The following is a 13,615-nucleotide window of genomic DNA, read 5'->3' as shown; positions in this document are numbered from 1 at the left end:
CCGTCCCCGCCGCCCCCCCCCCCCCCCCCCCCCCCCCCCCCCCCCCCCCCCCCCCCCCCCCCCCCCCCCCCCCCCCCCCCCCGCCGCCCCCCCCCCCCCCCCCCCCCCCCCCCCCCCCCCCCCCCCGGGCGGCGGGGGGGGGGGGGCGGTCGGCGTTTCGGACGACGCTCGCGTCTCAGCGCAGGCCGGTGGAGCGGCGCAGGGCCGCCTGGATCAGGCTGTCCACCAGCTCCGGGTACTCGATGCCCGTCTTCTGCCACATCAGCGGGTACATGGAGATCGGGGTGAAGCCCGGCATCGTGTTGATCTCGTTGATGACGAAGGTGCCGTCCTCGGTGAGGAAGAAGTCGGCGCGCACCAGGCCCTCGCAGGACGCGGCCTCGAAGGCCTCGATCGCGAGTCGCCGCACCTCGGCGGTCTGCTCCGGGGTCAGCGGGGCGGGCACGATCCCGGAGGCGGAGTCGATGTACTTCGCCTCGAAGTCGTAGAAGTCGTGGCTGGAGACCGGCGGGATCTCGGCCGGGACGCTCGCGCGCGGCCCGTCCTCGAACTCCAGGACGCCGCACTCGATCTCGCGACCGCGCAGCAGCGCCTCCACGATGATCTTCGGGTCATGGCGCCGGGCCTCCTTGATCGCGGCATCCAGGCCGGAGGCGTCGTCGACCTTGGTGATGCCGATGGAGGAGCCGGCCCGGGCGGGCTTGACGAACAACGGCCAGCCGTGTTCGGCGGCGAAGTCCAGGATCTTGCCGGTGGCGGCGTCCCGGTCGGTCTCCCACTCGCGGGGCCGGACGGTCAGGTACGGGCCGACGTTCAGCCCGAAGGACGTGAACACCCGCTTCATGTAGTCCTTGTCCTGGCCGACGGCCGAGGCGAGGACACCGGAGCCGACGTACGGGATGCCGGAGAGCTCCAGGAGGCCCTGGAGGGTGCCGTCCTCGCCGTATGGGCCGTGCAGGACGGGGAAGACGACGTCGACCTCGCCCAGGGCCTTGGGGACGGCGCCCGGTTCGGTGTAGACGACCTGGCGGCTGGCCGGGTCGACCGAGAGCACGACGGCGCCGCCCTCGGAGTCGGCGAGCTCCTCGACACTCGGGAGCTTGCGGTCGGCGATGGCCATCCGCTCGGGCTCGTCGGCGGTCAGCGCCCATCGGCCGTCCGTGGTGATGCCGATGGGCAGCACCTCGTACTTGGAGCGGTCGATGGAGCGCAGCACGGCGCCCGCCGTGACGACCGAGATGGCGTGTTCCGAGCTGCGGCCGCCGAACACGACGGCCACGCGGGGCTTGCGGCCCTGCTGCTCAGGGGTCTGGGGGAGGTTCTCGCTGCTCATATCGCCACGAGAGTACCCGCTCAGGCGTGCGGAATGGAGTCAGCGACGTTCCGGTTTGGCACTGCGCCCCATCAGGTCCTTGAGCGCGACCAGGGTGGGCTTGCCGTGGTGGACGATGTCCACCACCGTGTCGGTGATCGGCATGTCCACCCCGTGGCGGCGGGCCAGATCCGCCACCGACTGGCAGGACTTGACGCCCTCCGCGGTCTGCTTGGTGACCGCGATGGTCTCCTCCAGGGTCATCCCGCGGCCCAGGTTGGTGCCGAAGGTGTGGTTCCGGGAGAGCGGCGAGGAACAGGTGGCGACCAGGTCGCCGAGGCCCGCGAGGCCGGAGAAGGTGAGCGGGTCGGCGCCCATCGCCACGCCGAGGCGGGTGGCTTCGGCGAGTCCGCGGGTGATGAGCGAGCCCTTGGTGTTGTCGCCCAGGCCCATCCCGTCCGCGATGCCGACGGCGAGGCCGATGACGTTCTTGACGGCGCCGCCGAGCTCGCACCCGGTGACGTCGGTGCTCGTGTACGGGCGGAAGTACGCGGTGTGGCAGGCGGCCTGGAGGCGCTGGGCCACGCTCTCGTCCACGCAGGCGACGACGGAGGCGGCGGGCTGGCGGGCGGCGATCTCGGCGGCGAGGTTGGGGCCGGTGACCACGGCGATGCGCTCGGCGGGGACCTTGGCCACCTCCTCGATGACCTCGCTCATCCGCTTGGCGGTGCCGAGTTCGATGCCCTTCATCAGGGAGACGAGCACGGTGTCGGGGGCCAGCAGGGGCGCCCAGGCGGCGAGGTTGTCGCGCAGGGTCTGGGAGGGGACGGCGAGGACGGTGAAGTCCGCGCCGGCCGCGGCCTCGGCCGGGTCGGTGGTGGCCCGGAGGTTCGCGGGGAGTTCGACGCCGGGGAAGTAGTCCGGGTTGGTCCGGCCGGTGTTGATGGAGTCGACCACCTCCTGGCGGCGGCCCCACAAGGTCACCTCGCAGCCCGCGTCGGCGAGCACGATGGCGAAGGCCGTGCCCCAGGAGCCTGTTCCGAAGACGGTCGCCTTCACGGGACGTGTCACTTGTTGCCCTCCCCCGCGGCCTTGCGCCGCTGTTCCGCCCTGGCGTTGCGATGGTCGTACGGCCGCTCGGGCGCGGTCTCGCCGCGCACCTCCTCCAGCAACGCGGTGATGGCCGCCATGATGACCTCGGTGACCTCCCGCAGCACGTCCGGGGTGGGTTCCCGGTCGTAGAAGGCGGAGAGGTCCACGGGCGGTCCGGCGAGCACCTGGAGGGTCTTGCGCGGGAAGAGCCGGACCTTGTTCTCCTTGGCGTAGGGCGGCATCGCGAGGTTCGCGCCCCACTGGGCCACGGGGATGACGGGAGCCTTGGTGATCAGTGCCACGCGGGCGGCGCCGGTCTTGCCGGCCATCGGCCACATGTCGGGGTCGCGGGTGAGGGTGCCCTCCGGGTAGAAGGCCACGCATTCGCCCCGCTCGATGGCGCTCACGGCGGCCCGGAACGCGTCCAGGGCGTTGGTGGACTCCCGGTAGACGGGGATCTGTCCGCTGCCCCGCAGGATCGACCCGACGACGGGGACCTTGAAGAGGGCGGCCTTGGCGAGCAATCGGGGCACGCGGCCGGTGTTGTACTGGAAGTGCGCGTAGGAGAGCGGGTCCAGATACGAGTTGTGATTGACGGCGGTGATGAATCCGCCGTCGGCCGGAATGTGCTCCATTCCCCGCCAGTCCCGCTTGAAGAGCACTACCAGCGGCGGTTTTGCGATGACCGCCGCCAGGCGGTACCAGAAGCCGATTCTGCGGCGGGACACTCGGACACCTTCCTCTAGGACCGGTGCGCGGCTTGGGCACCTCGTCGGCCGGACAAGTGTCACCCCACGCCCGGTCTCTGTCGAGAACACCGTACGCCCCGCTCACCCCGCCGGACTCCCGGGTTGCCCGGGCGGAGGCGACAATGGGCCGACACATGACCCGGCCATGACCTGACCATGGCCGAAGGATGTGCCGGAGCGCATCGGAGGGAAGGGGTCCGTCACGAACGCCGTCTGGAGTCTGGTGGTCCCGCTGAAGCCCCTGGCGGTGGCGAAGAGCCGTCTCGCGCGGGCCGTGGGCGCCTCTCGTCCGGGCCTTGCCCTGGCCTTCGCCCTGGACACCGTCGCGGGGGCGCTGGCCTGCGCGGCGGTCGCGGATGTGGTGGTCGTCACGGACGACGCCGCGGCCGGTGCGGAACTGGCGCGGCTCGGGGCGCGGATCGTCCCCGACGCCCCGGCGGCGGGGCTCAACGCGGCCCTGGACCATGGGGCGCGGGCGGTGCGGTCGGGGCGGCCGGGCGTCGCGGTGGCCGCGCTGAACGCCGATCTGCCGGCGCTGCGGCCACCGGAATTGCAACGCGTGCTCGAAAACGCTTCGGTATTTCCACGGGCATTTCTGGCGGATGCGGCCGGAATCGGGACGACTCTGCTTTCCGCCGCGCCGGAGGTGGAATTGACCCCCTCGTTCGGCGGACCGTCACGGGCCAGGCATTCGGCTTCGGGGGCGGTGGAAATCGATCTGGCGGATGTCGACAGCGTGCGCCGGGACGTGGACACGGCGGCGGATCTACGGAGTGCGCTCGCCCTCGGTGTGGGGCGCCACACCGCCCGATACAGTGCCCGTATGCAGGCGACCGCGTACACGTACGACTCCCGGACCCGCAGCGGCAGTGTGCTGCTGGACGACGGCACTCCGGTGCCTTTCGAGGCCCCGGCCTTCGACGCGGGAGGCCTGCGGCTGCTGCGGCCCGGGCAGCGGGTCCGGATCGAGACGGACGGCGCGGGTACGAGCCTGCGGATCACCCTGGTGACGCTGCAGACGTTCTGAGGGGCGCACGCGCCGAACGCACCGCGGGCCGGCTCCCCCACATGGGGAAAGCCGGCCCGGCCTGTGTGACGCGTGCCCCTACTTCTTGCGGGCGGTGGTCTTCTTCGCGGTGGCCTTGCGCGTCGCCGTCTTCTTGGCGGGCGCCTTCGTCGCTGCGGTGACCTTCTTGGCCGCCGGCGCGGTCTTCTTCGCCGCGGCGGTGGTCTTCTTCGCGGCGGGTGTGGCCTTCTTGGTCGCGGCGGTGGTCTTCTTGGCGGCCGCGGTGGCCTTCTTGGCCGTGGCGGTGCTCTTCACGGCCGCCTTCTTGGCGGTCGCCGTGGCCTTCTTGGCCACGACCTTCTTTGCGACCGCGGTCTTTGCCGCGGCCTTCTTGGCGGTGGTGGCCTTCTTCGCGGCGGCCTTCTTGACCGTCGCGGAGGCACCGCCCGTGAGGCTGCCCTTGGGCGCCTTCTTCACGGACACCTCGCCGCCCTTGGGGAGCTTCTTCGTGCCGCTGACCAGGTCCTTGAAGCCCTGGCCGGCACGGAAGCGGGGCACAGAGGTCTTCTTGACCCGGACGCGCTCACCCGTCTGCGGGTTGCGGGCGTAACGGGCCGGACGGTCGACCTTCTCGAACGAGCCGAAGCCCGTGACCGAGACCCGGTCGCCCGCGACGGTAGCGCGGACGATCGCGTCCAGTACCGCGTCGACAGCATCCGCGGCCTGCTGACGGCCGCCCAGCTTGTCGGCAATCGCTTCTACGAGCTGCGCCTTGTTCACGTCTTCCCCTTCGGAGACTTCGCCAGAACGAATGTGTTCAAGCTTATTTCGCACGTTAGGCGGATATATACCGCAAATCAAACACGAAACGGGCTAATCACCCTAGTGCCGCAACGCTGTAGTCCGTTACGGAGTTCCTTCGCATCAGTCGCCTTCAGGGAATCGACCCTCGTCGAGGTCCTTCATCAACCTGTCCAGGCGCCTGGCCGCATCGGCGAGATCATGCTTCGCCGCGGCCGTGACGACCAACAGCTTCCGGGACAGCGCCATCCTTACGCCCTCCGGGACTTGCAGTGAGCGCACCCGTGTGTGTGCTTCTTTCAACCGGTCCGCGACGAGTTCGTAGAGCTCGAGTTGACTGTCGCGTTCCATGCACAGATTGTGCCATCTGGGGCGAGTTGTCGCCTCACGGGGCCTCAACAAACGGCTGTGCCCCCCGCCGGAGGGCGGGGGGCACAGTGTTGTCGATGTGATCACCAGAAGGCGAATAAGCGCTGATCAGGCAGGAATCAGACCTGAATGGTGCGCGGCTTGAAGGCGGGTCGGGCGCTTTCGTACGTGGCGATGTCCGCTTCGTTCTGAAGGGTGAGCGAGATGTCGTCCAGGCCCTCCAGCAGACGCCAGCGGGCGTTGTCGTCGAGTTCGAACTCCGCGACGACACCTTCCGCTCGCACCTGGCGGTCGACCAGGTCGACCGTGATCTCGGCGGTCGGGTCGGCCTCCGTCAGCTTCCACAGCCGCTCGACGGTCTCCTGCGGGAGGACGACGGTCAGCAGACCGTTCTTCAGGGAGTTGCCACGGAAGATGTCGGCGAAGCGGGAGGAGATGACCGTCTTGAAGCCGAAGTTCTGCAGGGCCCAGACGGCGTGCTCGCGCGAGGAACCCGTACCGAAGTCGGGGCCGGCGACCAGGACGGTCGCGCCGGCGCGCTCGGGGCGGTTCGTGACGAACTCCGGGTCCTTGCGCCAGGCCTCGAAGAGCCCGTCCTCGAACCCGTCGCGGGTGATCTTCTTCAGCCAGTGGGCCGGGATGATCTGGTCGGTGTCGACGTTGCTGCGGCGCAGCGGGACGGCCCGGCCGGTGTGGGTGGTGAAGGCTTCCATGGTTCAGACTCCGGCGGTCGCGTCGGCGGCGGACAGGTCGGCGGGCGAGGCCAGATGGCCCAGCACCGCGGTGGCGGCGGCCACCTGCGGGGAGACCAGGTGGGTGCGCCCGCCCTTGCCCTGCCGGCCTTCGAAGTTGCGGTTGGAGGTGGACGCGGAGCGTTCACCGGGCGCCAGTTGGTCGGGGTTCATGCCCAGGCACATCGAGCAGCCCGCGTGCCGCCACTCGGCGCCGGCCTCCTTGAAGACCTTGTCCAGACCCTCTTCCACGGCCTGCAGGGCGACCCGGACCGAGCCCGGGACGACCAGCATCCGTACGCCGTCGGCGACTTTGCGACCCTCGACGATGCCGGCGACGGCACGCAGGTCCTCGATGCGGCCGTTGGTGCAGGAACCTACGAAGACGGTGTCGACCTTGATGTCCCGCAGCGGCTGCCCGGCGGTCAACCCCATGTATTCCAGGGCCTTTTCGGCGGCCAGGCGCTCCGAAGCGTCCTCGTACGAAGCCGGGTCGGGGACCTCGGCCGACAGCGGCGCGCCCTGGCCCGGGTTGGTGCCCCAGGTGACGAAGGGGGACAGCGCGGCGCCGTCGACGACGACCTCCGCGTCGAAGACCGCGTCGTCGTCGGTGCGCAGGGTCTTCCAGTACGCGACCGCCGCGTCCCAGTCCTCGCCCTCGGGGGCGTGGTCACGGCCCCGCAGGTAGTCGAAGGTGGTCTGGTCGGGGGCGATCATGCCCGCGCGGGCACCGGCCTCGATCGACATGTTGCAGATGGTCATGCGGGCTTCCATCGACAGCTTCTCGATGGCCTCGCCCCGGTACTCCAGGACGTAGCCCTGGCCGCCGCCGGTGCCGATCTTGGCGATGATCGCCAGGATCAGGTCCTTCGCGGTGACACCCTCGGCCAGTGCGCCGGTGACGGTGATCGCCATCGTCTTCGGGCGGGCCAGCGGCAGCGTCTGGGTGGCCAGCACGTGCTCGACCTGGCTCGTGCCGATACCGAAGGCCAGCGCCCCGAAGGCGCCGTGGGTGGAGGTGTGCGAGTCGCCGCAGACCACGGTGGTGCCGGGCTGGGTCAGACCCAGCTGCGGTCCCACGACGTGGACGACACCCTGCTCGACGTCGCCCAGCGAGTGCAGGCGCACACCGAACTCGGCGCAGTTCGCCCGCAGCGTCTCCAGCTGGGCGCGGGAGACCGGGTCGGCGATCGGCTTGTCGATGTCGAGGGTGGGGGTGTTGTGGTCCTCGGTCGCGATGGTGAGGTCGAGGCGTCGAACCTTGCGGCCGGCCTGGCGCAGCCCTTCGAAGGCCTGCGGGCTGGTCACCTCGTGCAGCAGGTGCAGATCGATGAAGAGGAGGTCGGGCTCGCCTTCGGCGCGCCGGACGACATGGTCGTCCCAGACCTTCTCCGCGAGTGTCCTACCCATCGCTTTCCCTCCGGCCGGCCGGTTGTGCCGGCGCTTCATAGAGATCTCGTGCGCCGTGCCGCCCGTACCCCACGTCCCGGACGACGGCTCGGACCCAGTGGTTCGTGGACCCGCACATACAGACTCGCTCGTTCTTGGAAAAATTGAACTTGCGTTTCACAGTGTGAGACGCGAATATCGTTTCATGGACAACTCTAGCGGCGTCGGCGTTCTCGACAAGGCAGCTCTGGTATTGAGCGCACTGGAGTCCGGTCCGGCCACCCTCGCCGGGCTGGTCGCGGCGACAGGGCTCGCACGACCCACGGCACATCGCCTTGCCGTGGCACTGGAACACCACCGGATGGTGGCGAGGGACATGCAGGGCCGGTTCATCCTCGGACCGCGGCTGGCGGAGCTCGCCGCCGCGGCCGGTGAGGACCGCCTGTTGGCCACGGCGGGACCGGTACTCACCCACCTTCGTGACGTGACGGGAGAGAGCGCGCAGCTCTACCGCCGTCAGGGAGACATGCGCATCTGCGTGGCGGCCGCGGAGCGGCTCTCGGGTCTTCGGGACACCGTCCCGGTGGGCTCGACGCTCCCGATGAAGGCCGGTTCGGCCGCGCAGATCCTGATGGCGTGGGAGGAGCCCGAGCGACTCCACCGCGGCCTTCAGGGCGCACGCTTCACGGCGACGGCGCTCTCGGGCGTACGGCGTCGCGGCTGGGCGCAGTCGATCGGCGAGCGGGAGCCCGGTGTGGCCTCCGTCTCGGCGCCGGTGCGCGGGCCGTCGAACCGCGTGGTGGCTTCCGTATCGGTCTCCGGACCGATCGAGCGACTGACCCGCCACCCGGGCCGGATGCACGCCCAGGCCGTCATCGACGCGGCCGCACGACTCACGGAGGCCCTGCGCCGCTCCGGCTGACCTTTCGACCCCACCTGTTCACCCCCGGGCCCGGGGGCGCGTACGACGCCGCACACGTCCTGACACGCGCCTCCGGGCCCGCACTTGTGCGGACGCCGCACGCGCGAAACACGAAAGAGGCCCTCCGCGATGAACGCGGAGGGCCTCTTCGATGCGTACCCCCGACCGGATTCGAACCGGCGCTACCGCCTTGAGAGGGCGGCGTGCTAGGCCGCTACACAACGGGGGCTAGCTGGTGTTGCTGTTACTGCGCTGGGCTACCAGGACTCGAACCTAGAATAAGGGAACCAGAAACCCTCGTGTTGCCAATTACACTATAGCCCAAAGTGGTCTAGACCAGACCAACAGTACCCCCGACCGGATTCGAACCGGCGCTACCGCCTTGAGAGGGCGGCGTGCTAGGCCGCTACACAACGGGGGCCCTAGCGATCCTGCATCAAGACGTCCGGGTGCGACCCTGGAGATCTCGCGGGAAGGATCTGTACCCCCGACCGGATTCGAACCGGCGCTACCGCCTTGAGAGGGCGGCGTGCTAGGCCGCTACACAACGGGGGCAAAGCACTGCGTTACTACTGCACTGCGCTGGGGTACCAGGACTCGAACCTAGAATAAGGGAACCAGAAACCCTCGTGTTGCCAATTACACCATACCCCACCAAAAGTCAACCCCTCGTCGGGGCTTTTCTTCGGGTGGCGCCTCCGTCCGGCCTCTCGGCCCGCTCCGGCGGCGCAGAAAGAACATTACCGGATGCCTGACCGTGCTCCAAAACGGGTATCCCGCGCCAGCAGCAGCGGGAGCTGGTCGAGCCTCTCGATGCGGTGCGCGCCGTCGGGTCCGGGGCCGCGGCCGCCGGCACGGTCGATCCAGACGGCCGTCAATCCGGCGTCACGAGCTCCCCGTGCGTCGATCTCCGGCTGGTCCCCCACGTACGCCACCTCGCCGGGCGGCAACCCGAGGGCCTCGCACGCGGCGAGGAAGGCCCCCGCCTCGGGCTTGCTGATCCCGAGTTCGACGGCGCAGACCAACACCTCGAAGCGGTCACGCAGACCGAGGTCGCGGAGCTTCGGGTCCTGGTTCGCGGTGGAGGAGTTGGAGAGCACCCCGTGCCGGTAGTCGGCCGCGAGGGCGTCCAGGGCGGGGACCACGTCGGGGAAGACGGTCCAGGCGGCCTTGTAGTGCTCCACGTACCGGTCGAACCAGGCGTCGGCCTCGGCCACGGTCATCGTGGGCCGCTCCAGGAACTCCCGGACCCGCTCCTGCCGCTGCCCCTGGAAGGTGCCCTCGCCGGCCGCGAAGCGCGCCCAGTGCCGGTCGGTGATCTCCCGCCACAGCGCGAGTGCTTGCAGGGGGGTGCCGTACCGCTCCGCGAGCCGCTCGGCCTCCAGTTGGCGCGCGAGCCCCGCGGCATCGGCCGCCGTGTAGTCGAAGAGGGTGTCGTCGATGTCCCACAGCACGGCGCGGATCGGCATACGGCCGAGCCTACGCCGCCGGCACCTTGTCGGTGGGCACGACGAGGAAGTCCGTCACGAAACAGGTGACCCGCCCCTCGGCGTCGCGCCCGATCCAGGTCGGGTAGCAGCCGTCGCCCCATCCGGAGGTGAAGCCGGCGAGGGTGTGGCCGTCCTCTCCCTCCGCCAGGAAGACGGCCGGGCCGTCGCCGACCGTCTCCATGGCGGCCCACACCGCCCCCTCCTCGTCCTCGGTGCCGGGGAAGGAGCGGTCGGCGGCGGCGTCGTAGAAGCAGCCGGTGCCGGCGTCCACGCCATAGCCGTAGAACTCGTCCTCGCCGAGGACGGAGGGGTCCTGGTCCTCGTCGACGGCCATCTCCCAGCTCACGGTCGGGGTGTCACGGATCACCAGGCGCGCGGCGGCGACCCGGGTGTGCGGGCGGGGTCCCTGCGGGACGCCGGGGCGCACCAGCGTGGCGATCGCCGCGTCCGCCCGGTACCGGCCCGGTTCGACCACGACACCGAACGGCTCGACCTCCTCCTGCCCGAGGCAGACGAAGGGGTCGCAGGCGACGACCCGGCCCGTGGGCAACGTCACGTCACCGATGACGACCGGGGCGAGGGTCCCCGTCATGCCGTCCTCGTAGGCGAAGGCGGCGCCCGGGGTGAAGTGCCAGGCGTAGTCGGGCGGGGTCATCGGCACGGGGGCCTCCGGAGTACGGGAGTGAACGGTGATCGTTCCCGGGAGCCTAGGGCCCGCCTCCGACAACGCCGCAGGGGGCGGCGGCCGGCATGGCCGGTCACCGCCCCCCGCGGGACGTACGTCGGGAGTTACGCGGCCAGCTTGGCCAGCGCCGCGTCGATACGGGCCAGCGAGCGCTCCTTGCCCAGGATCTCCAGGGACTCGAAGAGCGGCAGGCCGACCGTGCGGCCGGTGACGGCCACGCGGACCGGTGCCTGGGCCTTGCCGAGCTTGAGGCCGTGGGCCTCACCGGCGGTCAGGACGGCCTGCTTGAGGGACTCGGGGTCCGTCCAGTCCGCCGACTCCAGGCCCGCGCGCGCGGTGGTGAGCAGCGCGGCCGGCTCGCCCTTCATCGCCTTGTCCCACGAGGCCTGGTCCGCGACCGGCTCCTTCAGGAACAGGAAGTCGACGTTGGCCGTGATGTCCGACAGGACGGTCACCCGGGTCTGGGCGTACGGGGCGATCCGCTCCCAGGCCTCGGCGTCGAAGTCCTCCGGGGCCCAGTTGGCGTGCGGGGCCCGCAGCCACGGGGCGCAGGCGTCCGCGAAGGCCTTCGGGTCCAGCAGGCGGATGTGATCGCCGTTGATGGACTCGGCCTTCTTCAGGTCGAAGCGGGCCGGGTTGGCGTTCACGCCGTCGATGTCGAACTTCGACACCATCTCCTCGATCGAGAAGACGTCCTGGTCCTTGGAGAAGGACCAGCCGAGGAGCGAGAGGTAGTTCAGCAGGCCCTCGGGGAGGAAGCCGCGCTCGCGGTACAGGTTGAGCGAGGCCTCTGGGTCACGCTTGGAGAGCTTCTTGTTGCCCTCGCCCATCACGTACGGCAGGTGACCGAAGGCGGGGGTGCTCTTGGCGACGCCCAGTTCGATCAGCGCCGCGTAGAGGGCGATCTGGCGCGGGGTGGAGGACAGGAGGTCCTCGCCGCGCAGCACGTGCGTGATCTCCATCAGCGCGTCGTCGACCGGGTTGACCAGCGTGTAGAGCGGGGCGCCGTTGGCCCGGACGATGCCGAAGTCCGGCACGTTCTCCGGGGTGAAGGTCAGCTCGCCGCGGACCAGGTCGGTGAAGGTGATCGGCTCGTCGGGCATCCGGAAGCGGACGATGGCCGGGCGGTGCTCGCCCTGGTACGCCTCGATCTGCACGGGGGTGAGCTCACGGCAGTGGCCGTCGTAGCCGGAGGGCTTGCCGGCGGCGCGGGCGGCCGCGCGGCGGGCGTCGAGCTCTTCGGTGGAGCAGTAGCAGTGGTACGCGTAGCCGCCGTCGAGCAGCTTCTTCGCGACGTCCGCGTAGATGTCCATGCGCTCGGACTGGCGGTACGGGGCATGCGGGCCGCCCACCTCGGGGCCCTCGTCCCAGGTGAAGCCGAGCCAGCGCAGCGAGGCGAGCAGCTGGTCGTAGGACTCCTCGGAGTCGCGGGCCGCGTCGGTGTCCTCGATGCGGAAGACGAACGTACCGCCGTGGTGGCGGGCGAACGCCCAGTTGAAGAGTGCGGTCCGGACCAGGCCCACGTGGGGGTTGCCGGTCGGGGAGGGACAGAAACGTACGCGGACAGGTCCGTTAACCACGCTTGATCACCTTGTTGGTGAGAGTGCCGATGCCTTCGATGGAGACGGCGACCTCGTCGCCGACGTTGAGGGGGCCGACTCCGGCCGGGGTCCCCGTGAGGATGACGTCGCCGGGGAGCAGCGTCATGGCCTCGGAGATGTGGACGATCAGGTCCTCGATGGAGCGGACCATGTCGCTGGTGCGGCCGAGCTGGCGTTGTTCGCCGTTGACGGTGCACTGGATGGTCAGGTCGCTCGGGTCCAGGTCGGTCTCGATCCAGGGGCCGAGGGGGCAGGAGCTGTCGAAGCCCTTGGCCCGGGCCCACTGCTTCTCACGCTTCTGGACGTCGCGCGCGGTGACGTCGTTGGCGCAGGTGTATCCGAGGATGACGTCCTTGACGCGCTCCTTCGGGACCTCCCGGCACATACGGCCGATGACCACGGCGAGCTCCGCCTCGTGGTGGAGGTCCTGGGAGAAGGAGGGGTAGGTGATCGGGTCGCCCGGGCCGACCACCGAGGTGGAGGGCTTGAAGAAGGTGATCGGGGCGTCGGGAACCTCGTTGCCCAGCTCCGCCGCGTGCTCCGCGTAGTTGCGGCCGATGGCCACGACCTTGTTCGGGAGCACGGGCGGCAGCAGCCGGACCTTGCTCAGCGGGACCTTCGTGCCCGAGAGCTCGAAGTCCGCGAAGGGGATGCCTTTGATGATGTCGAGCACGAGCGTGGAGTCGTCGCCGGGGGCGCCGTCGCCCTCGACCGCGCCGAACGCGACGTTGCCGTCGATCGAGAACCTGGCGATGCGCACCTGTTGCGTCTGCCCCTCTGTATTTCCGCCTGCTGGAGTCTGCGGACCCCAGGCTAACGCGGCGGGCAGCGGCGCTTCACGTTCCTTTACGGGGTGGCTACTCCGCGGCGGCGGCGACCGGCACGTTCATCAGGACGGTGCGGCGCGGGTTCGCGGTCTGGGTCGGCAGCTCGACGGAGTGCTCCGGGGTGGCCGGTGCCGCCTGCAGGTCCTCGGCGTCCTTGAGGTGCGCGAGGGTCGTACGGCGGGGGTTGGCTATGTTGCGGAACATCGTCGTCGTCTTCATCGGAGTTCGGGGTCCTCGGTTCGATCTGTGAGTGTCGGCTGTCGCATGCACCAACCCTGGCGCCAACCCTTTAAGGGGCAAGGCTAAACATCTGAATCCCCCGGCGAACCGGGAAGTAATGGCCATGGCTATGTGAGTTTGCTCACCCTTGACCGGACATTGCCGGCATAATGGACAGTCAACTGCACCCCTCGAAACGGACATTGCGCCACTGAATGCGTCATTCCGCTCCTGATCATCTCGACTGGGACACCTTGACAGTCGCGTTGTTTGGATGGCGTAAGTCCGATTTCTACCGAATGCAGTCGCACACCCTGTAGCGCTCTTGTCACAAGTGGTAATCAACTCTCCGGGTCGCCACGCGCACCTTGTTGGAGATCCTCCACTGTGCTGGAATTCGCGGGACCGCCGCGGGTATCAGC

At 69.7% G+C, this 13,615-nt stretch carries 13 protein-coding genes, 5 tRNA genes and 1 pseudogene; 2 read left to right on the top strand and 17 right to left on the bottom strand.

The features are described from left to right. Positions 1–175: 175 nt before the first annotated feature. Genes ACGFYY_RS39890 through ACGFYY_RS39880 form a run of 3 tightly spaced genes read right to left on the bottom strand, consistent with a single transcriptional unit; the run spans position 176 to position 3,132 of the window. Complete coding sequence (locus ACGFYY_RS39890; RefSeq protein ID WP_393717180.1) at positions 176–1,333, bottom strand: D-alanine--D-alanine ligase family protein; 1,158 nt, start codon at positions 1,331–1,333, stop codon at positions 176–178. A 39-nt stretch (positions 1,334–1,372) separates the two neighbouring features. Next, positions 1,373–2,383: an NAD(P)H-dependent glycerol-3-phosphate dehydrogenase gene (locus tag ACGFYY_RS39885; protein ID WP_393717178.1), complete on the bottom strand. Its 1,011-nt coding sequence runs from the start codon at positions 2,381–2,383 to the stop codon at positions 1,373–1,375. After that, entirely contained in the window at positions 2,380–3,132 is a 753-nt protein-coding gene (locus ACGFYY_RS39880; RefSeq protein ID WP_393717176.1) for a lysophospholipid acyltransferase family protein, read from the bottom strand. The genes ACGFYY_RS39885 and ACGFYY_RS39880 overlap by 4 nt, the downstream gene beginning before the upstream one ends. Positions 3,133–3,322: 190 nt before the next feature. Between ACGFYY_RS39880 and cofC the strand changes: the two are divergent. Next, a pseudogene (cofC, locus tag ACGFYY_RS39875) lies at positions 3,323–3,973 on the top strand (2-phospho-L-lactate guanylyltransferase); the annotation flags it as partial. 285 nt (positions 3,974–4,258) lie between these two features. Here the strand turns inward: cofC and ACGFYY_RS39870 are convergent. From ACGFYY_RS39870 to leuC, 4 genes are all read right to left on the bottom strand, one after another. After that, positions 4,259–4,939 carry an HU family DNA-binding protein gene (locus tag ACGFYY_RS39870; RefSeq protein WP_365278070.1) on the bottom strand — a complete coding sequence of 227 codons (681 nt, stop codon included), beginning with the start codon at positions 4,937–4,939 and terminating at the stop codon, positions 4,259–4,261. A 144-nt stretch (positions 4,940–5,083) separates the two neighbouring features. After that, complete coding sequence (locus ACGFYY_RS39865; RefSeq protein WP_030009267.1) at positions 5,084–5,311, bottom strand: hypothetical protein; 228 nt, start codon at positions 5,309–5,311, stop codon at positions 5,084–5,086. Between the two features lie 137 nt (positions 5,312–5,448). Then, entirely contained in the window at positions 5,449–6,042 is a 594-nt protein-coding gene (gene leuD, locus ACGFYY_RS39860; RefSeq protein WP_327264629.1) for a 3-isopropylmalate dehydratase small subunit, read from the bottom strand. A 3-nt stretch (positions 6,043–6,045) separates the two neighbouring features. Next, the gene (gene leuC, locus ACGFYY_RS39855; protein ID WP_365278074.1) at positions 6,046–7,470 is read right to left on the bottom strand and encodes a 3-isopropylmalate dehydratase large subunit; all 1,425 of its coding nucleotides are present in this window, start codon (positions 7,468–7,470) and stop codon (positions 6,046–6,048) included. Between the two features lie 184 nt (positions 7,471–7,654). Between leuC and ndgR the strand changes: the two genes are divergently transcribed. Beyond that, the gene (gene ndgR, locus ACGFYY_RS39850) at positions 7,655–8,371 is read left to right on the top strand and encodes an IclR family transcriptional regulator NdgR (RefSeq protein WP_007266782.1); all 717 of its coding nucleotides are present in this window, start codon (positions 7,655–7,657) and stop codon (positions 8,369–8,371) included. A gap of 156 nt (positions 8,372–8,527) precedes the next feature. Here the strand turns inward: ndgR and ACGFYY_RS39845 are convergent. The 10 genes from ACGFYY_RS39845 to ACGFYY_RS39800 all read right to left on the bottom strand — a co-directional run bounded on the left by ACGFYY_RS39845 (position 8,528) and on the right by ACGFYY_RS39800 (position 13,193). Further along, positions 8,528–8,600, bottom strand: a tRNA-Glu gene (locus ACGFYY_RS39845). 23 nt (positions 8,601–8,623) lie between these two features. Continuing rightward, positions 8,624–8,695: transfer RNA gene (locus ACGFYY_RS39840), tRNA-Gln, on the bottom strand. 24 nt (positions 8,696–8,719) lie between these two features. Beyond that, positions 8,720–8,792: transfer RNA gene (locus tag ACGFYY_RS39835), tRNA-Glu, on the bottom strand. Between the two features lie 61 nt (positions 8,793–8,853). Continuing rightward, a tRNA-Glu gene (locus ACGFYY_RS39830) sits at positions 8,854–8,926 on the bottom strand. 27 nt (positions 8,927–8,953) lie between these two features. After that, a tRNA-Gln gene (locus ACGFYY_RS39825) sits at positions 8,954–9,025 on the bottom strand. An 86-nt stretch (positions 9,026–9,111) separates the two neighbouring features. Beyond that, positions 9,112–9,840: an HAD family hydrolase gene (locus ACGFYY_RS39820; RefSeq protein WP_393717172.1), complete on the bottom strand. Its 729-nt coding sequence runs from the start codon at positions 9,838–9,840 to the stop codon at positions 9,112–9,114. A 10-nt stretch (positions 9,841–9,850) separates the two neighbouring features. Next, positions 9,851–10,522, bottom strand: a complete 672-nt coding sequence (locus ACGFYY_RS39815; protein WP_393717170.1) for a DUF4241 domain-containing protein — start codon at positions 10,520–10,522, stop codon at positions 9,851–9,853. Between the two features lie 128 nt (positions 10,523–10,650). Beyond that, positions 10,651–12,126: a glutamate--tRNA ligase gene (gltX, locus tag ACGFYY_RS39810; protein ID WP_393717168.1), complete on the bottom strand. Its 1,476-nt coding sequence runs from the start codon at positions 12,124–12,126 to the stop codon at positions 10,651–10,653. Then, the gene (locus ACGFYY_RS39805) at positions 12,119–12,907 is read right to left on the bottom strand and encodes a fumarylacetoacetate hydrolase family protein (protein ID WP_365278086.1); all 789 of its coding nucleotides are present in this window, start codon (positions 12,905–12,907) and stop codon (positions 12,119–12,121) included. Before ACGFYY_RS39805 ends, gltX begins: the two co-directional genes overlap by 8 nt. A 97-nt stretch (positions 12,908–13,004) precedes the next feature. Beyond that, positions 13,005–13,193 (bottom strand): hypothetical protein, encoded by a 189-nt coding sequence (locus ACGFYY_RS39800; RefSeq protein WP_030773475.1) that lies wholly within the window; start codon positions 13,191–13,193, stop codon positions 13,005–13,007. Positions 13,194–13,615 lie beyond the last annotated feature (422 nt).

Source organism: Streptomyces sp. NPDC048331 (genome assembly GCF_043201215.1).
Lineage (GTDB): Bacteria > Actinomycetota > Actinomycetes > Streptomycetales > Streptomycetaceae > Streptomyces.
The sequence above is the reverse complement of the archived record's forward strand: the minus strand, read 5'-3'. Positions and strand labels throughout refer to the sequence as shown.